The following is a 17,853-nucleotide window of genomic DNA, read 5'->3' on the forward strand; positions in this document are numbered from 1 at the left end:
CTGCTTTATCCTGGCCTGGATCCAGGCTTGCCCTCGACAGGATCATCACCCCCGCGCCAACCTCTATCGGAGCATCCCCTCTCCCTCTGGGAGACGGCCAGGATGAGGGCCCGCCTGATGCCTGACAGCCAAAAGCTCACCGCACCGGAGTCCCCCGAGCGCCCCCTCTCCCTCAGGGAGAGGGCCGGGGTGAGGGTCCGCCTGACAGCCAAAAGCTCATCGCACCGGAGCCCCTCTGAATGCCCCCTCTCCCTCCGGGAGAGGCCGGGGTAAGGGTCCACCTGATGCCTGACAGCCAAAAGCTCATCGCACCGGAGTCCCTATGAGCATCCCCTCTCCCTAAGGGAGAGGGCCAGGGTGAGGGCCCGCCTGACGCCTGACAGCGAAAAGCTCACCGCACCGGAATCCCGCCTGAACGCCCCCTCTCCCCCTGGGAGAGGGTCGGGGTGAGGGACGCCCCAGGCGCCCGCTCAGTCTCCTACAGCGCTTCGCGCCACAGACTCACCGCCATCTCGGCCGTCGCGCCCGGTGCCACGGTGAGGACGTCGTCCATCACCCGGGCGGTCTCGATGCAGAGCATGCCGGGCCAGGCGTCGTCGGCGAACTGGCTCAGGCGCGCGGCCTTGTCGATCCAGGGATTCCACAGCACCGCCGAATGGCTGTTGCGGGTCTCGACGAACAGCCGGCGCTGCCACTGGGCATCACGGATCGCCAGGCGTGCCGGCAGGCCAACGTAGACCCGGTCGGTCTCGCCGGTGATGGTCGGCTCGCCGTTCTGCCGCTTGCGCGTCCAGCCGTCGAGGCAGTCGTAGTAGTCAGCATTGGCCAGGCCTTCGATGCCCACCTCGCGCACGTCGCTCACGGCGAAATAGGTGTGCAGCGCCTGGCTCAGCACCAGCGGCTGATCCTCCAGGTTGCGCACGCTGAGGGTCAGCTCCAGGCGCTCGCCCACGCTCAGGCTCAGGCTCAGCTCGGTGGCATGGGGCCAGCCGGGGGTGGTCTCCGCGGAGGTGCGGTGGTGGAAGTCCAGACGCACCCGATCGGTGTCCACCTCGACGCCGCCGGCCTGCCAGGCGACCTGCCGCGCCAGGCCGTGGGCCGGGGCATCCGCGGTGGTGGTGCACATGGCCTGGACCGCGGCCGGATTCTTCAGCAGGTCGCCGAACCACGGCCAGCAGACCGGGATGCCGCCGCGGATCGGGGTACTGGGTTCGAACACGGCTTCCGGATTGCCCCAGACGATGTCCGGCTCGCCGTCGAAGCCGTAGCGCAGCACATGGGCGCCCTGGCAGGCCACCAGGGCTTCGGCCTGACCGACGCGGATGCGCCAGACGGGCAGTTGGCCCAGTTGGATCTGTTCGACGAGGGGGGCAGCGGACATGGGATGACTCCTGGAAAAGGGAAGAGGCGACTGTAGTCCAGTCCATGACCGGGCTCCAGCCAGGCATAGACCGCGCCCTGGGCAAAATCTCGCACAGCTACCTGCGTCTCACGCCGCGAGCGCCGTGCCGGCTAGACTGTCAGGCCCCTCCCTCAGGAACTGACCGGCCATGTCGGGCACCCCTCGCGCTCATCTCTCCTTCGGTCTGTTCCTCGGGCTGGCCTTGCCCGGTCTGGCCCAGGCCGCTCCCAGCCTCGACGACGAGGTGCGGGCAGCCGCCAAGGCGGTCATGACCGAGCAGGACATCCCCGGCCTGGCGGTGGGCGTCACCGCGCCGGGCCTGCGCCGGCTCTACTATTTCGGCACCGCCGACCGCCGCAGCGGCCAGCCGGTGGACGCCGCCACCCTGTTCGAGATCGGCTCCCTGAGCAAGACCTACGCCGCCACCCTGGGTGCCTATGCGGCGGTCACCGGGCACCTGCGGCTGGACGAGTCGGCCGCGCAGGTGCGTCCAGCCTTGGCCGGCAGCGCCATCGGCCAGGCCAGTCTGCTGCAGCTGGCCACCTACAGCGCCGGCGGCCTGCCGCTGCAATTCCCCGACAGCGTCACCAGCGAAGCCCAGGCCGCCGCCTTCTACCGCGATTTCCAGCCGCCCTTCCCCGCCGGCAGCCGGCGTCTTTACTCCAACGCCAGCATCGGCCTGTTCGGTGCCCTGGCCGCCCAGCGGCTGAACGCCCCCTATGCCATGGCGCTACAACGCCTCGTGCTTAGCCCTCTGGGCCTCGGCCACACCTATCTGCAGGTTCCCTCGACCATGCAGAGCCACTACGCCTGGGGCCATGGCAAGAATGGCGAGCGATTGCGGGTCAATCCCGGGGTCTATGCCGAAGAGGCCTACGGCATCAAGACCACCGCGGGCGATCTGCTGGGCTTCGTCGAGGCGCATCTGAATCCGGGACGTCTACCGGCGCCTTTGGCCAAGGCGCTCACCACCACCCAACAGGGCTACTACCGCAGCGGCCCCCTGACCCAGGGCCTGGGCTGGGAGGCCTACGCCTATCCCCTGCCCAAGGCCCAGCTGCTGGCCGGCAACACCCCGGCGATGGCCCTGGAACCACAGCCGGTGGACTGGCAACACCCGCCACTGCCCGCCAGCGGCGCCCGCCTGCTGAACAAGACCGGCTCCACCAACGGCTTTGGCGCCTATGCGCTGTTCGTCCCGGAGCGCCAGCTCGGCCTGGTGATCCTGGCCAACCGCAATTATCCGATCCCGGCGCGGATCGAGACAGCCTGGCGGATTTTGCAGCAGCTCGATCGCCGGGTGCAGTAAGCGAAGAGGTTGTCGCAGCCATGGCGCTCTGCCGAGGCAGCCGTAGGTTGGGTTGAGCGCAGCGAAGCCCAACATCGTCGCGGGACCCAGGCGATGTTGGGCTGCGACGATGGCGCTGTCTCAACCCAACCTACGGTCTAAGGCCGCGATAATCGAACAACCCGTAGGGTGGATGCCGGCGCAGCCTCATCCACGAACCCGCGCGTCAAACCGCACCCTCAAACCCCGTCCGCCTCCTCCCGCCCTTCCACCGGTAGCTCGTGCTCGGTGGCATAACCGGCGTCGGCCGCTTCCAGCACGCCGTGGGCGATGCTGCAGAACAGCGAATTGACCCGACGCATGTCGCTGAGCAGGCCTAGGTGCAGGGAGCTGGTCTCGAAACTCTCCACCACCTGCTGGTGCAGCCGCTCGACATGGGCATGGGCGTAGCGCCGCTCCAGCAGGCGGAAGCGCTGCTTGAGCCGGCGCAGCCGCCGTGCGGCGTCCAGGTCGCCGGACAGGTAGACCGACAGGCACAGCTTGAGGCTGTCGACCAGCAGCCGGTGCAGGGCCGCGAGTTCGTCCACGCCCGAGGCGGAGAAAGAGCGGCGGGCGGCGATCTTCTTGCTCTCCACGTCGCTGGCCATGCGCTCGATGAGATCGCCAGCCTGCTCCAGGTTGATCGCCAGTTCGATGGTCTCGGCCCAGCGCCGGCTGTCGCGCTCGTCCAGGTCGTCGCGGGGCATGCGCGCCAGGTACAGCTTGATCGCCGTGTAGAGGGCATCGACGTCGTCGTCGAGGCGGCGCACCTCCCGCGCCAGTTGCTTGTCGCCGGCGTTGATCAGCACCAGCAGGTGCTGCAGCATCTGCTCGATGACGTCGCCCATGCGCAGCAGCTCGCGTGACGCATTGGTCAGCGCCAGGGCCGGCGTATCCAAGGCCGCGGTGTCCAGGTGGCGCGGGCGCAGGATGGTCTCGGCGCTGTCCTTGGCCGGCAGCATGGCGGTGCAGAAGCGCGCCAGGGGTCCGGTGAGGGGCAGGAACAGCAGGCAGCGCACCAGGTTATAGGCGACATGGAAGCCGATCACCACCTCGGCCTCGTTGAAGTCGTAGCCCTGCAGCCAGTCGGCCAGCAGGCCGATCCAGGGCAGCACCAGGATGCAACCGGCGAGCTTGAACAGCAGGCTGCCCACCGCCACCCGCCGCGCTTCCACGCCCTGCTTGGCGGCGCCCATCAGGGCCAGCACGCCGCTGCCCAGGTTGGCGCCCACCACCAGGCACAGCGCCACCTTGAGCGAGATGACCCCGGAGCCGGCCAGGGTGGCGGTCAGCAGCACCGCCGCCAGGCTGGAATAGGAGACCATGGCGAAGACCGCGCCGGTCAGGGCGTCGAGCAGTTCATCGCCGGTCAGCGAGGAGAACAGCACCTTGACCCCGGCGGCGTGGGTCATGGGCGACGCCGCCTCAACGATCAGCTGCAGCGCCAGGATGATCAGGCCCAGGCCGATGGCGACCCGGCCGAGCTGGCCGGCGCGGGTCTGCTTGCGACCGAGAAAGAACACCACGCCGAGAAAGATCAGCAGCGGCGACAGCCAGGACAGGTCGAAGGTCAGCACCCGCGCCATCAGCGCGGTACCCACGTCGGCGCCGAGCATGATGGCCAGCGCCGGGGTGAGCGGTACCAGGCCCTGGGCGACGAAGGAGGTCACCAGCAGCGCGGTGGCGTTGCTGCTCTGCACCAGGGCGGTGACGGCGATGCCGGAGAGGAAGGCCAGCGGCATGCGCTGCATGCTGCGGCTGAGCACCCGGCGCAGGCTGGCGCCGTATACCCGCAGGATGCCGGTACGGACGATATGGGTGCCCCAGACCAACAGGGACACGGCGGATAGCAGGTTGAGCAGTGTCAGCATCGTGGCGCCCTCCCGGCGCGTGTCCAAGAGCTCCTGGCGAGCTTGTCACAAAATCGTAATGACCGTTGTGCACAGACGCGCGAGCCCGAAGATGAGGCACCTTCGGGCTCGCGGGGGACCTGCTGGATTAGGCGGCGGAGACCCGGTCGGGTTCCGCCGCTGGGTTCAGATCTGTTCCTTGCGCAGCTTGACCGCCTCGCGGGCCTTGGCCTTGCCACGCAGGCGGATGTTGATGGCTTCCACCGCCAGCGAGAAGGCCATGGCGAAGTAGACGTAGCCCTTGGGCACGTGGACCTCGAAGGCTTCGGCGATCAGCACGGTACCGACCACGATCAGGAAGGACAGCGCCAGCATCTTCAGGCTCGGGTGCTTGTCGATGAAATTGCTGATGGCGCCGGCCGCCAGCATCATCACCAGCACCGCGACGATGATCGCCGCCACCATCACCGGAACATGGCTGACCATGCCGACCGCGGTGATCACCGAGTCCAGCGAGAAGACGATGTCGATGATGGCGATCTGGATGATGGTGCCGATGAAGCCGCTGCCCTTCTTCGCCGGCGCGTCTTCGTCCTGCTCTTCCTCGCCCTCCAGGCCGTGGTAGATCTCGGCGCTGCTCTTCCACAGCAGGAACAGGCCGCCGAAGAAGAGGATGAGGTCACGCCCGGAGATGCCCTGGCCGAAGACGAAGAATAGATCGGCGGTGAGGCGCATCACCCAGGTAATGGACAGCAGCAGCAGGATGCGGGTGACCATGGCCAGGGCCAGGCCGAAGAAGCGGGTCCGCGCCTGCATGTGCTTGGGCATGCGGCTGACCAGGATGGAGATCATGATGATGTTGTCGATGCCCAGGACGATCTCCAGGGCCGTCAGGGTAAAGAAGGCGACCCAGATTTCCGGGTTGGTCAACCACTCCATTGCAAATCCTCTCGTGGAAGGCGTGTCTCGGGCACGCTCTAGTGGAAAAGGCGCCTCGGGCGACGCGCCGTTTTCGAACAGCCGGCTAGGCTAGTCGTCCAGTGGCTAAAACTCTAGCGGCTGTACAGCGGAAACACACCCAGTAACAAACCGCCGGCCAGCAGGATCATGCAGGTCACGGTGGCCCACTTCAGGGTGAAGCGCTGGTGGTCGCCGAACTCCACCTTGGCCAGGCCCACCAGCAGGTAGGTGGAAGGCACCAGGGGGCTGAGCAGGTGCACGGGCTGGCCGACGATGGAGGCCCGGGCGATCTCCACCGGGCTGATGCCATAGGCCGCGGCGGCCTCGGCCAGCACCGGCAGCACGCCGAAGTAGAAAGCGTCGTTGGAGATGAAGAAGGTGAACGGCAGGCTGACCAGGGCGGTGATCACCGCCATGTACGGGCCCAGGGCGTCCGGGATCACCGCCAGCAGGCCCTTGGACATGGCGTCGACCATGCCGGTCCCCGAGAGGATGCCGGTGAAGATACCCGCGGCGAAGATCAGCGAGACCACCGCCAGCACGTTCTCGGCATGGGCGGCGATGCGCTGCTTCTGCATGTTCAGGCAGCGGTAGTTGACGATCATGGCGATGCCGAAGGCGATCATGAACAGCACCGGCATCGGCAGCACGCCGACGATCAGCGCCGCCATCAGCGCCAGGGTCAGCAGGCCGTTGAACCAGCGCAGGTGCGGGCGACGGGCCTCGGCGCACTGGGACACGGTGACGTCGGCGCCTTCGGTCTCGCCGATCTGCAGGATGCCCAGACGGGCGCGCTCGCTGCGGCCATAGAGGTAGGCCAGGAAGAACAGCCAGGCGATGGCCAGCAGCATGGGCGCGATCATGGGTACGAAGACGTCGGCCGGATCCACGTGCAGGGCACTGGCGGCGCGGGCGGTCGGACCACCCCAGGGGGTCAGGTTCATCACCCCGCTGGCGAGCAGCATCAGGCAGGTCATGATCAGCGGATTCATGCCCAGGCGCTTGTACAGCGGGAACATGGCGGCCACGCAGATCATGTAGGTGGTCGAGCCATCACCGTCCAGGGACACCACCAGGGTGAGGAACACGGTGCCCAGGGCCACCTTGAGCGGATCGCCCTTGACCAGCTTGAGGATCCAGCGCACCGCCGGATCGAACAGGCCGGTGTCGATCATCACCGCGAAATAGAGGATGGCGAACAGCAGCATCACGCCGGTGGGCGCCAGCTTGCGGATACCGTCGAGCATCATCGGGCCGAGGGCGTCGAGCTTGACGTGGCCGAGGCTGGCGAATTCGCTGGACAGCGCCCAGGCCAGCACGGCGAAGGCGATCGGCACCATGGTCAGGGCGATCAGCGGAGACAGGCGCTTGGTCATGATCAGGTACATGAAGGTCATGACCATGGCGAAGCCGAGGAAAGTCAGCATGGGGATACCTCTGGATATTCGCGAAAGGAAGGAGGGTTCAGCCGCGGCGCAGCGGCGCGGTGAGGGCGAAAATCCAGGGGACGGTGGCGCGCAGGGACGCCCGGGGGGACAGGTACGACATGGCAAGGATCCTGGTTATTTTTGTAGGCACGTCGCCCGCTCACGGAGGCGGGTCTTGCCTGGATCCTAAGAGGTCAACCTTTCGCCAGCCTTGCGTGGTGGCCAGGGGATGTTGCGGGATGTCACTCGGGGCGTCGGTCGTTGCGGCGGCCGACGTGGCCTTCGGTGCCGCGGACCGGCACCCATTGCGCACCTGGCGAGAGCGGCCGGCGACCCTCGAGAAGGTGATGCCCGTCCGGCGCCTGCCGGCGCAGGTGACGGGACGCCACGGCGGCGCAGCGTCCTGGCGTCCTCAGCCGCGCAACCGCTGGTCGAGCACGGCGATGTGCTCCGGGCCGATGCCGCAGCAGCCGCCGATCAGGCTCGCCCCGCGTGCCTGCCAGTCCTGGGCGAAGCTCAGGTAGCCGGGCGGATCGAGGTCGGGGCGCAGGGGGTCGAGGCCGTCGTTGGCGGTGGCCTCTGCCGGCTGGGGTGGGAAAGCGTTGGCATAGGCGCCGAAGGGAATCTCGATTCCCGCCGTGACGAAGGTCTGGCGCGCGGTATCCAGCGCCGCGGCCATCACCTCGGGTTGGCTGCAATTGAACAGCAGGGCGCCGGCGCCCAGTTCCACGGCCAGGCGCGCGGCCTCGGCCACCGGTTCGCCCGAACGCAGCCGTGGCACCTCGTCGACCTCCTCGTCCTTCAAGGTGAAGGACAGCCACAGCGGCTTGCCATCGTCCGGCAGCCCGGCGGCGATGGCACGCACCTCGGCCAGGGAGCTCTGGGTTTCTGCCAGCCAGAGATCGACATGGGGCGCCAGGCCGCGAATCAGCGGTTGCAGGACGTCGTCGACCCGCGCCGGCTCGAACAGGTCGGGCCGATAGGAGCCGAACAGCGGCGGCAGCGACCCTGCCACCCGCACCGGCTGACCGCTGGCCACCACCGCCTGCCGCGCCAGTTGCCCGGCCCGCGCGGCCAGGGCCTCGCCTTCGGCGGCGAAACGTGCCTCACCGATGTGGAAGGGCACCACCGCATAGCTGTTGCTGGTGATCACCTGGGCGCCGGCCTCGATATAGGCCCGATGCACCGCCTCCACCTGCTCCGGCGCCTCGCTCAGCGCCAGGGCCGACCACTCCGGCTGCCGGAAAGGGGCCCCGCGCCGCTGTAGCTCACGCCCCATGCCACCGTCGAGAAGAACGAGATTCATCTTGGCCATAGAGGGATTTCACTTTTCCTTATAACTAAAACAGAGTTCAATATCGGTTCTCATATCTCTCTAATACCAGGCCCTGTCTCCCTTTGCAAAGGACGCCCCCATGAGAACCGCTCTGCTATCGGCCTTAGGCCTGACCCTGGCACTGGTCGCCACCTCGGCCACCGCCGGCGCTACTTTGGACCGCATCAAGGCCAAGGGCGAACTGGTCAACGTGCTCATGGAAAGCTATCCGCCCTTCTCCCAACTCAACGCCCAGAACCAGCTGGAAGGCTTCGACGTGGACGTGGCCAAGGCGGTGGCCGACAAGCTGGGCGTCAAGCTGCGCCTGGAAACGCCCTCCTGGGACGTGATCGCCGCCGGTCGCTGGAGCGGTCGCTACGACGTCTGCATCTGCTCCATGACACCGAGCCAGGCGCGCGCCCAGGTATTCGATTTCCCGGTCAACTACTACGCCTCCCCAGCGGTGATCGTGGTCAACAGTGGTGATGATCGCATCCACGCTGGCAAGGATCTCTCCGGCAAGAAGGTCGGCGTCACCAGTGCCTCCTCCTACGAGAGCTACCTGAACAAGGACCTGACCATCGAGGGCCAGGAGGACCAGCCGCTGAGCTATCCCTTCGATAACGTCCAGGTGGTGCCCTACCCCGACGACAACGTCGCCTTCCAGGATCTGGCGCTGGGCGCCGGCACGCGCCTGGACGCCGTGCTGACCAACCTGGTGACCGCCCAGCCGCGCATCGCCCAGGACGGCAAGTTCAAGCTGGCCGGCGCGCCGCTCTATGCCGAGCCCAACGCCGTGGCCATCGAGAAGGGGGATGCGGAATTCGCCGCCAAACTGCGCGAGATCATCGACGGCCTGCGCCAGGACGGCACCCTGAAGCGGATCTCCGACAAGTGGATCGGCGCCGACATCACCCAATGAGCGAGCTACCACCCCCAGACCAGCGCCGCCCCCTGCTGAGCTTTCGTACCCGCGTCTGGCTGACCTGGCTGGCGCTGCTGGCCGGGGGCGTGGTCTTCGTGCTCGGTTTCGATCTCAAGTTCGCCAGCGTCTGGCCGCGCCTGCCCAACCTGGTGGGCTGGCGCCTGGGTCCCAACGGCTTCCTGCAGGGCGCGGCGCTGACGCTGTTCCTCAGCCTCAGCTCCATCCTGGTGTCGGTGCTGCTGGGCTTCGCCGCGGCGCTGGCCAGGCTGTCGTCCAGCGCCCTGGCCTATGGCGTCGCCACCTTCTACGCCTCCTTCTTCCGCGGCACCCCGCTGCTGATCCAGATCCTGCTGATCTACCTGGGCCTGCCACAGATCGGCGTGGTACCGGGCGCCATCAGCGCCGGCATCCTCGCCCTGTCGCTCAACTATGGCGCCTACCTCAGCGAGATCTTCCGCGCCGGCCTGCTCGGCGTGCCGCCCGGCCAGCGCGAGGCGGCCCTGGCCCTGGGCCTGGCGCCGCGGGTGATCTTCTGGCGCGTCACCCTGCCCCAGGCCATGCGCAGCATCATCCCGCCCACCACCAGCCAGTTCATCTCCATGCTCAAGGACTCCTCGCTGGTCTCGGTGATGGGTGTCTGGGAGGTGATGTTCCTCGCCCAGTCCTATGGCCGCTCCAGCTATCGCTACCTGGAAATGCTGACCACCGCGGCAGTGCTCTACTGGCTGCTGTCGCTGGCGATGGAGTTCCTACAGTCGCGCCTGGAAAGGCACTATGGGAAGGCGTATCGGGGGCGTTAGGCCCAGGCCTCCCGCAGCCTGGCCAAGGCCTCGACGATCCGCGCCTCCGGCACCGCCGCGAAGCCCAGCACCAGGCCGGCGCGGGCGTCGGGCGGGGTCGGGCCTCCGGGTAGCCAGTAGCGCGACAGGGGATTGAGCTCGACGCCAACCGCCGCCGCCTGGGCCACCAGCTCGGCTTCGCGGGCCAGGCCTGACACCGGCAGGCACAGGTGCAGGCCGGCTACCGGGACGCCCGGCGCGGCGCAACCGGCGACCTGGGGCCAGCCGGCCAGGAGGGCGTCGCGGCGGCTGCGCGCGGCGCGTCTCATGCGGCGGATGTGCCGTTGGAAGTGACCCTGCTCGATGAAGTCGGCCATGACCGTCTGGGTGGCGCTGTCGAGATGGCGGATGCCGGCCCGCTGCAGGGCCAGGAGTTCCGGCACCAGCGCTGGCGGCGCCACCAGATAGCCCAGCCGCAGGCCGGGAAAGGCGATCTTGGAGAAGGTACCGACGTAGAGCACCCGGCCGTGGCGATCCAGTGCGGCCAGGGGCGCCAGGGGCGCACCCTGGTAGCGGTACTCGCCATCGTAGTCGTCCTCGACGATCCAGCCATCCGCTTGCCGCGCCCAGTCCAGCAGCGCCAGGCGCCGCGGCAGGGAGAGTACGGCGCCGGTGGGGTACTGGTGCGAAGGGGTGACATAGACCAGCCGGCAGTCCGGCTGGTCAGCCAGGCGCTCCACCTGGAGCCCCGCCGCATCCACCGGCACCCCCTGCAGCCGTGCCCCGCCGCTCTGCAGCGCCAGGCCCGCGGCGCGATAGCCAGGATCCTCCATCGCCACCAGGGCGCCTGGGGCCAGCAGCAGCCGGGCGCAGAGTTCGATAGCCTGCTGGGCGCCACTGGTGATGAGGATCTGCTCGGGCGTGCAGACCAGCCCGCGCGCCTGGCGCAGATAGGCGCAGAGCAGCCGCCGCAGCCGTGGCTCGCCACCGGGTTCGCGATAACCCAGCAGTGCCGGTTCCGGCTGGCGCCAGAAGCGCTGCTGCAGCCGCGCCCAGGTGGCGAAGGGAAACAGATCCATTGCCGGCAGCCCGACGCGGAAGGCGCAAGGCGCTCCGGGCGGTACGCTGGCCGGGGACGGGGGCGCGGTCCTGGTGGCAGCAGCAGGTCCGGCCAGCGCCTGGGCCACGGGGGCGATATAGGTCCCATCGCCCGGGCGACTGTCGAGGAAGCCCTCGGCCAGCAGCTGGTCGTAGGCGGCGGTCACTGTATTGCGCGAGAGGCCCAGCAACCGCGCCAGCTCGCGGCTGGCCGGCAGCCGCACCCCGGCCGCCAGCTCCCCGCCCAGGATGCGCTCGCGCAATCCCAGGTAAAGCTGCCGCGCCAGGCCCTGGCCGGGTTTCAGCACCAGGCCCGAGGGATCGAATTCCAGCATGGATTGGCACCCTGAAAGTCACGGGAATTGGCTCTTACAGGGAGCCAAAGCTGACCTTAGCATGGCGAGACGCTTGCTGGAGAGCACCCCCATGTACCCCAATCCCGCCTTCCGTCTCGATCACCTGCCCAGCCTGCACCAGCACCTGCAGGCCCATGCCCTGGCGCTGCTGGTGAGCCAGAGTGCGAGCGGTCCGCAGGTCAGTCACCTGCCGCTCTGGCTGGATCCTGACGAAGGCCGCTATGGCACCCTCTATGGCCATCTGGCGCGCAGCAATCCCCAGGCCGCGGCGCTGGTCGAGCAGGGACAGGTACTGGCGGTGTTCCAGGGTCCCCAGGCCTATGTCAGCCCCTCCTTCTATCCCGGCAAGGCCGAGCATGGCCGGGTGGTCCCGACCTGGAACTACCAGGCGGTGCACGCCCGCGGCACGGTCGAGGTCTTCGACGACCCCGAGCGCCTGTTGCCACTGCTGGAACGGCTCACCGACCAGCATGAAGCCGGCCGTGCGCAACCCTGGCGGGTACAGGATGCCCCGGCGGATTATCTGCAGGGCATGCTGCGCGCTATCCGCGGCCTGCGCCTGCCCATCGATGACCTCCAGGGCATCGCCAAGCTCAGCCAGAACCGCAACGCCGCCGACCGCGAGGGTGTCCGCCAGGGCCTGGCCGCCAGCCCTGTACCAGGCGACCAGGCGCTGGCCGCCCTGATCACCTCTCCCGCCTGACCTTGGAGCCATCCATGACCATCCGCCCCCTGACCGAAGCCGACCACGCCGTCTGGCACGACCTCTGGCAGGCCTACCTGACCTTCTACGAGACCGTCCTGCCGGAAGCCACCTACGCCCGTACCTGGCAGCGCCTGCTCGATCCGCGCGAGCCCATCCATGGCGCCCTGGCCTGGGACGGTGAGCGCCCCCTGGGGCTGGTGCACTTCATCTACCACCGCTCCTGCTGGACGCAAGGGTCGTCGTGCTACCTGGAAGATCTCTATGTGGCAGCCGATAGCCGCGGAAAGGGTATAGGTGGGCAACTGATCGCCGACGTCTATCGCCAGGCGGACCTGGCTGGCTGTGACCGGGTGCATTGGCTCACTCACGAGACCAACCACAACGCCCAGCGACTCTACGATGGGCTAGCCGAGCGTTCCGGCTTTCTCCAATACCAGCACCCCTGTACCCCCGTTACTCCTGACCAACGCTGAGCCCGTGGAAGCCGCCCCATGACCATTCGCCCCCTCACCCCGCATGACCACGCCGTCTGGCACGACCTCTGGCAGGCCTACCTGGCCTTCTACGAGACCGTCCTGCCGGAAGCCACCTACGCCCGTACCTGGCAGCGCCTGCTCGATCCGCGCGAGCCCATCCACGGGGCCCTCGCCTGGGAGGGGGAGCGGCCGCTGGGGCTGGTGCACTTCATCTATCACCGTTCCTGCTGGACCGAGACCGACTACTGCTACCTGCAGGATCTCTATGTCGCCGCGGGTCATCGTGGCGGTGGCCTGGGTCGCAAGCTCATCGAATACGTCTATGCCCGTGCCGCAGCGGACGGCTGCGACCGGGTGCACTGGCTGACCCAGGAAACCAACTATCCGGGGCGCCAGCTCTACGACCGCATCGCTGCCCGTTCCGGCTTCATCCAGTACCGCCAGCTCTTGGGAGAGCGCCCATGACCACCCTCACCTGGACCCCCGCCCGCGCACCGCAACCGCGCCCACTCCAAGGGCGCTACGTCCGCCTGGAGCCCCTCGATCCGGCGCGTCACGGCGCCTCTCTGTGGCAGGAGCTACAGGCTGGTCCCGACGCCGACCCCCTGCTCTGGCAATACCTGCGGTATGGCCCCTTTGCCGATCCAGGGGCGTTCGATGCGTGGCTGGCACAACTGCTGACCTCCCGGGATCCGCTCTTCTTCACCGTGGTAGATCCAGGTGACGACGCGGCACTGGGCGTGCTCGCCTTGATGAGTATCGATACTGAAAATGGCTGCATCGAGATTGGCAGCGTGGCCCTGGGTGCGCGCCTGCAACGCTCGACGCTGGCGACCGAAACCTTCTACCTGCTGATGCAGGAGGCCTTCGCCCTGGGCAATCGCCGCCTGGAATGGAAATGTGATAACGCCAACACCCGCTCGAAACGGGCCGCCGAACGCCTGGGCTTCCGCTACGAAGGCCTGTTCCGCCAGCACCGGGTGGTCAAGGGTCGTAATCGCGACACCGCCTGGTTCAGCCTGCTCGACCACGAATGGCCAGCGGTGGCTGCCGGCTTCCAGCGCTGGCTGGCGGCGGAGAATTTCGATGCCGAGGGCCGGCAACGCAGTGCCCTGGCCGTAGCCGCCGCGGCAGAGCGCTAGGCCGCGACAGGATCGCTACGGGGCGAGCCGGTCGCCCCGTAGCGGAGTCCCTGGACCGCTGCAGGATCACTCGCCGCGGATATAGCCTTCCAGTTGGCGGATCAGCGCGGCCTGCTCGACCATGATTTCCTTGACCAGGTCGCCGATGGACAGCAGGCCGATCAGTTGGCCGTTGCCCATTACCGGCAGGTGACGCAGGCGGTGTTCGGTCATCAGCGCCAGGCAGTCGGCGACGCTCTGCGACGGCAGGATGATGATCACCGCGGCGGTCATGATGGCGCTCACCGGGGTGGCATAGGAGGAGCGTCCCTGCAGCACCATCTTGCGCGCATAGTCGCGCTCGCTGACGATGCCGACCAATTCGTTACCCCGCACCACCGGCAGGGCCCCGACGTTCTTGGCCGCCATCAGCTGCAGCGCCTCGAGCACCGAGGCTTCCGGGGTAGTGGTGTAGACGTCTTGCTGGGCTTTGGCGGCGAGCAACTGGGCGACGGTTTTCATGAGTGTTCTCCTGGGGGAAGGCGAGCGTGACCGGGAACGCCTGGCAGGGCCAGTCAGCCGATTACATCAGGCCGATTGAACACCCTTATCGCCCGAGCGACGTCGATCCCGCCACAGGCGCCATGCCAGGGCCAGCACGAAGCCTGTCGTCAGCAGCAGCACCATGGTCGGCGCCGGCGCGCTGTCCCAGGCCAGGCTCAGCAGCACCCCGCCCAGCGCGGCCGTGACCGCCAGCGCCGTCGCCACCAGCAGCATCCGGCCGAAGGAGCGGGTCAACAGAAAGGCCGTGGCGCCCGGCGCGATCAGTAGCGCCACCACCGGCACCATGCCCACCGCCTGCAGCGCGCCGACCACCGTCAGGGCGATGAGGCCGAGCAGACCGTAGTGCAGCAGCCCCACCCGCAGGCCCAGGGCCCGCGCCTGGGCCGCATCGAAGGCCAGCACCAGCAGATCGCGCCAGCGACAGGCCAGGGCCAGCACTACCAGGGTGGCGATCACCGCCATCTGCCAGAAGGCCGCTGGCGTCACCCCCAGCAGATCGCCGAGCAGGATATGGTCGAGGTGCAGGTCGGTGGACAGCTTGGCGTGCAGCACCAGCCCCAGGCCGAACATGCCGGAGAAGACCACCCCCATCAGACTGTCCTGCTTCACCCGGCTGTGGCGCTTCAAATAACCGGTGGCCAGGGCGCAGCCCAAGCCGGCGACGAAGGCGCCGGCCACCAGCGGAGCGCCCAGCGCCGAGGCCAGCACCAGGCCGGGAAACACCGCGTGGGCGATGGCATCGCCCAGCAGCGCCCAGCCTTTGAGCACCAGAAAGCACGACAGCAACGCGGTGGGCACCGCCACCAGCACGGCCATCAGCAGCGCCTGGCGCATGAAGTCGATTTCCAGGGTCAGCAGCAGCCAGTCCATCAGCCCTGCTCCGCCAACTGCCGCGCACGGCGCCGGTTAGCCAGCAGGCCATGGCGCGGCGCCAGGACGAAGGCCAGCAGGAAGGCCAGGGTTTGCAGCACCACCACGCAGCCACCGGTGGCACCATCGAGGAAGTAACTGAGATAGGTCCCCAGCAGGCCGCTGCCGACGCCGATGGCCACGCTGATCAGCACCACCCGCGAAAAGCGGTCGCTGAGCAGATAGGCGGTGGCGCCGGGCGTCACCACCAGGGCGATGACCAGGAAGGCGCCCACCGTCTGCATGGCCGCCACCGTGCTCAGCGCCAGCAGGGTGAAGAACAGTAGCTTGTACAGGGTGGGGTTCAGGCCACAGGCGCGCGCCTGGCCCTCGTCGAAGAACACCAGCAAGAGGTCCCGCCACTTGAGCAGCAGCACCAGCAGGGAGACGGTAGCGATGATCAGCAGCTGGCGACTGGCCTCGGGGGTGATGGCCAGGATGTTGCCGAAGACGATGGTCTGGATGTCCACCGCTACCGGCGCCACGGACACCAGGAACAGGCCACCGCCGAAGAAGGCGCTGAAGATCAGGCCGATGATGACGTCTTCCTTGAGCCGGGTGTAGTGCCGTAGCCCGAGCATGGCCCCGGCCGCCGCGCCGCCGGCGACAAAGGCGCCCAAGGCCAGCGGCAGCCCCAGCAGGTAGGCGCCGGCCACGCCCGGCACCACGGCATGGGACAGGGCATCGCCGATCAGCGACCAGCCCTTGAGCATCAGGTAGGCGGAAAGAAAGGCGCAGAGACCGCCCACCAGGGCGGCGGCGCCTAGGGCATTCCTCATGTAGCCATAGGCCAGGGGTTCGAGCAGCCCTTCCATCAGGCCCGCTCCCGCCACTGGGCCGAGGGCGCGGCCGGGTGCCCGCCCTCGAACAGGCGCAGAGCACCGCCAAAGGTGCGTTCCAGGTTTTCCCGGGTGAATACCTCCGCGGTCGGCCCCTGGGCCAGTACGGTACGGTCGAGCAGCACGGTGCGGTCGCAGAAGCGCTCGATGCTGGCCAGGTCGTGGGTCGACACCAGCATGGCGCGACCTTCGGCGCGCAGCGCCTGGAGCAACTCGATGATGGCGCGCTCGGAGGTGGCGTCCACCCCGGTGAAGGGCTCGTCCAGCAGGATCACCCGGCTGTCCTGGGCCAGGGCGCGGGCCAGGAAGACCCGCTTCTTCTGCCCTCCGGAGAGCTCGCCGATCTGCCGCTTGCGCAGCTCGGTCAGCCCGACCCGGGCCAGGGCGGCGTCCACCGCCTGGTGATCGGCGGCGCGCGCCAGGCGCAGGACATTCATCCGGCCATAGCGGCCCATGAGCACCACGTCCTCCACCCGCACCGGAAAATCCCAATCCACGTCTTCGCTCTGGGGTACGTAGGCGATCAGGTTGCGCTTGAGTGCCTGGGCCACCGGCAGCTCGTCGACCCGCACCTGGCCGGCGCGCACCGGCACGAAGCCCATGATCGCCTTGAACAGGGTGGACTTGCCGCTGCCATTGATCCCGACCAGGGCGGTGATGGAGCCAGCGGGCACCACCAGGCTGGCGTCGCGCAAGGCGGCATGGCCGTTACGATAGGTCATGCTGACCCGGTCGAGGGCGATCATGGCGCCAGCCCCTGCACCAGGGTCGCGGTGGTCACCCGCAGCAGCTCCAGGTAGGTGGGCACCGGACCGTCGGCGGCGCTGAGGGAATCCACATAGAGCACCCCGCCATAGCGGGCACCGCTCTCCCGCGCCACCTGCTCGGCCGGCGCGGCGGACACCGTGCTCTCGCTGAACACCGCCGGGATCCGCTCGGCGCGTACCGTCTCGATCACCCGCCGCACCTGTTGCGGGGTGCCCTGCCCATCGGCGTTGATCGGCCATAGATAGAGCTCCTTGAGCCCCAGGTCGCGCGCCAGGTAGCTGAAGGCGCCCTCGCTGGACACCAGCCAGCGGCGCGGCGCGGGAATCGCCTGCAATTGCTGGCGCAGGGGTTCGAGGGTCGCGGTGATGCGCGCCTTGTAGGCCTCGGCGTTGCGTCGGTAGCTGTCGGCATGGGTCGGATCGTGTTCGACCAGGGCATCGCGGATGTTGTCGACGTAGACCAGCGCCGCCGTGGGCGACATCCAGGCATGGGGGTTGGGCTTGCCGGCGTAGGAGCCCTCGGCGATGGCGATGGGCGTGATGCCCTGGGAGACCACGGCGCGGGGTACGTCCTTCAGGCGACCGAAGAACCGCTCGAACCACAGCTCCAGATTCAGGCCGTTCCACAGCACCAGCTGGGCATCCCGCGCCTTGAGCAGGTCTCCCGGGGTCGGCTGGTAGTTATGGATCTCGGCACCGGGCTTGGTGATGGACTCCACCTGGGCGGCATCGCCCGCCACGTTGCGCGCCATGTCGGCGATCACCGTGAAGGTGGTGACCACCTTGAAGGGCTCGGCGGCCTGGGCCTGGGCCTGGCCGAGCAGCATGCCCAGCAGACCTGCCAGTGCCCAGCGTCTCGTGTTCTTCAGCATCCGCTCCGCCTCTCGCCAAATGTATAGCCTTGGCTAAATTAGATAGCACAACCTATTGAGAATGCGCGGAGACTTTGTAACCTCGGATGAGACGGGTTCGCGGTGCAAGCAGGAGTGGAAACAGGCGTGACAACGTCCAGCGGGACCTGGACGTCGTCAG

18 protein-coding genes are annotated in these 17,853 nt (G+C 68.0%); 7 read left to right on the forward strand and 11 right to left on the reverse strand.

Going from position 1 to position 17,853, the window contains the following annotated elements:
- Positions 1-478 precede the first annotated feature (478 nt).
- Positions 479-1,381: a D-hexose-6-phosphate mutarotase gene (locus FSV73_RS12510; RefSeq protein ID WP_145008190.1), complete on the reverse strand. Its 903-nt coding sequence runs from the start codon at positions 1,379-1,381 to the stop codon at positions 479-481.
- 169 nt (positions 1,382-1,550) lie between these two features.
- Between FSV73_RS12510 and ampC the strand changes: the two genes are divergently transcribed.
- Positions 1,551-2,711 (forward strand): class C beta-lactamase, encoded by a 1,161-nt coding sequence (gene ampC / locus FSV73_RS12515; protein ID WP_145008191.1) that lies wholly within the window; start codon positions 1,551-1,553, stop codon positions 2,709-2,711.
- 218 nt (positions 2,712-2,929) lie between these two features.
- Here ampC and FSV73_RS12520 read toward each other — a convergent pair whose 3' ends face one another.
- The 4 genes from FSV73_RS12520 to FSV73_RS12535 all read right to left on the reverse strand — a co-directional run bounded on the left by FSV73_RS12520 (position 2,930) and on the right by FSV73_RS12535 (position 8,281).
- Positions 2,930-4,600: a Na/Pi cotransporter family protein gene (locus FSV73_RS12520; RefSeq protein ID WP_145008192.1), complete on the reverse strand. Its 1,671-nt coding sequence runs from the start codon at positions 4,598-4,600 to the stop codon at positions 2,930-2,932.
- Between the two features lie 165 nt (positions 4,601-4,765).
- Complete coding sequence (locus FSV73_RS12525) at positions 4,766-5,518, reverse strand: TerC family protein (protein WP_145008193.1); 753 nt, start codon at positions 5,516-5,518, stop codon at positions 4,766-4,768.
- Between the two features lie 113 nt (positions 5,519-5,631).
- On the reverse strand, positions 5,632-6,966 hold the full coding sequence (locus FSV73_RS12530) for a CitMHS family transporter (protein WP_145008194.1): 1,335 nt from the start codon (positions 6,964-6,966) through the stop codon (positions 5,632-5,634).
- Positions 6,967-7,378: 412 nt separating this feature from the next.
- The gene (locus FSV73_RS12535) at positions 7,379-8,281 is read right to left on the reverse strand and encodes a homocysteine S-methyltransferase family protein (protein WP_145008195.1); all 903 of its coding nucleotides are present in this window, start codon (positions 8,279-8,281) and stop codon (positions 7,379-7,381) included.
- A gap of 100 nt (positions 8,282-8,381) precedes the next feature.
- Between FSV73_RS12535 and FSV73_RS12540 the strand changes: the two genes are divergently transcribed.
- Together FSV73_RS12540 and FSV73_RS12545 are read left to right on the forward strand one after the other, a co-directional pair.
- On the forward strand, positions 8,382-9,203 hold the full coding sequence (locus tag FSV73_RS12540) for an ABC transporter substrate-binding protein (RefSeq protein WP_145008196.1): 822 nt from the start codon (positions 8,382-8,384) through the stop codon (positions 9,201-9,203).
- On the forward strand, positions 9,200-10,006 hold the full coding sequence (locus FSV73_RS12545) for an amino acid ABC transporter permease (protein WP_145008197.1): 807 nt from the start codon (positions 9,200-9,202) through the stop codon (positions 10,004-10,006). The genes FSV73_RS12540 and FSV73_RS12545 overlap by 4 nt, the downstream gene beginning before the upstream one ends.
- Here the strand turns inward: FSV73_RS12545 and FSV73_RS12550 are convergent.
- Entirely contained in the window at positions 10,003-11,418 is a 1,416-nt protein-coding gene (locus tag FSV73_RS12550; protein ID WP_145008198.1) for a PLP-dependent aminotransferase family protein, read from the reverse strand. The genes FSV73_RS12545 and FSV73_RS12550 overlap by 4 nt on opposite strands.
- Positions 11,419-11,509: 91 nt before the next feature.
- Here FSV73_RS12550 and FSV73_RS12555 point away from each other — a divergent pair, with 91 nt between their 5' ends.
- The 4 genes from FSV73_RS12555 to FSV73_RS12570 are packed head-to-tail and all read left to right on the forward strand — an operon-like array spanning position 11,510 to position 13,763.
- On the forward strand, positions 11,510-12,142 hold the full coding sequence (locus FSV73_RS12555; protein ID WP_145008411.1) for an FMN-binding negative transcriptional regulator: 633 nt from the start codon (positions 11,510-11,512) through the stop codon (positions 12,140-12,142).
- Positions 12,143-12,156: 14 nt separating this feature from the next.
- Positions 12,157-12,618 (forward strand): GNAT family N-acetyltransferase, encoded by a 462-nt coding sequence (locus tag FSV73_RS12560; RefSeq protein WP_186309221.1) that lies wholly within the window; start codon positions 12,157-12,159, stop codon positions 12,616-12,618.
- An 18-nt stretch (positions 12,619-12,636) separates the two neighbouring features.
- Complete coding sequence (locus FSV73_RS12565; protein ID WP_145008200.1) at positions 12,637-13,086, forward strand: GNAT family N-acetyltransferase; 450 nt, start codon at positions 12,637-12,639, stop codon at positions 13,084-13,086.
- Positions 13,083-13,763, forward strand: a complete 681-nt coding sequence (locus FSV73_RS12570) for a GNAT family N-acetyltransferase (protein WP_145008201.1) — start codon at positions 13,083-13,085, stop codon at positions 13,761-13,763. Before FSV73_RS12565 ends, FSV73_RS12570 begins: the two co-directional genes overlap by 4 nt.
- Positions 13,764-13,829: 66 nt before the next feature.
- On the opposite strand, the gene FSV73_RS12575 is transcribed toward FSV73_RS12570, so the two are convergent.
- From FSV73_RS12575 to FSV73_RS12595, 5 genes are all read right to left on the reverse strand, one after another.
- Positions 13,830-14,264, reverse strand: coding sequence for a CBS domain-containing protein (locus FSV73_RS12575; RefSeq protein ID WP_145008202.1), 435 nt, complete (start codon positions 14,262-14,264; stop codon positions 13,830-13,832).
- Positions 14,265-14,330: 66 nt separating this feature from the next.
- Positions 14,331-15,176, reverse strand: a complete 846-nt coding sequence (locus FSV73_RS12580) for a metal ABC transporter permease (RefSeq protein ID WP_145008203.1) — start codon at positions 15,174-15,176, stop codon at positions 14,331-14,333.
- Positions 15,176-16,030, reverse strand: a complete 855-nt coding sequence (locus FSV73_RS12585; RefSeq protein ID WP_145008204.1) for a metal ABC transporter permease — start codon at positions 16,028-16,030, stop codon at positions 15,176-15,178. Before FSV73_RS12585 ends, FSV73_RS12580 begins: the two co-directional genes overlap by 1 nt.
- On the reverse strand, positions 16,030-16,800 hold the full coding sequence (locus FSV73_RS12590; protein WP_145008205.1) for a metal ABC transporter ATP-binding protein: 771 nt from the start codon (positions 16,798-16,800) through the stop codon (positions 16,030-16,032). The genes FSV73_RS12585 and FSV73_RS12590 overlap by 1 nt, the downstream gene beginning before the upstream one ends.
- On the reverse strand, positions 16,797-17,693 hold the full coding sequence (locus FSV73_RS12595) for a metal ABC transporter substrate-binding protein (protein ID WP_145008206.1): 897 nt from the start codon (positions 17,691-17,693) through the stop codon (positions 16,797-16,799). Before FSV73_RS12595 ends, FSV73_RS12590 begins: the two co-directional genes overlap by 4 nt.
- Between the last annotated feature and the right edge of the window lie 160 nt (positions 17,694-17,853).

This window comes from Pseudomonas oryzihabitans, from assembly GCF_007665395.1.
Taxonomy (GTDB): domain Bacteria; phylum Pseudomonadota; class Gammaproteobacteria; order Pseudomonadales; family Pseudomonadaceae; genus Chryseomonas; species Chryseomonas psychrotolerans_C.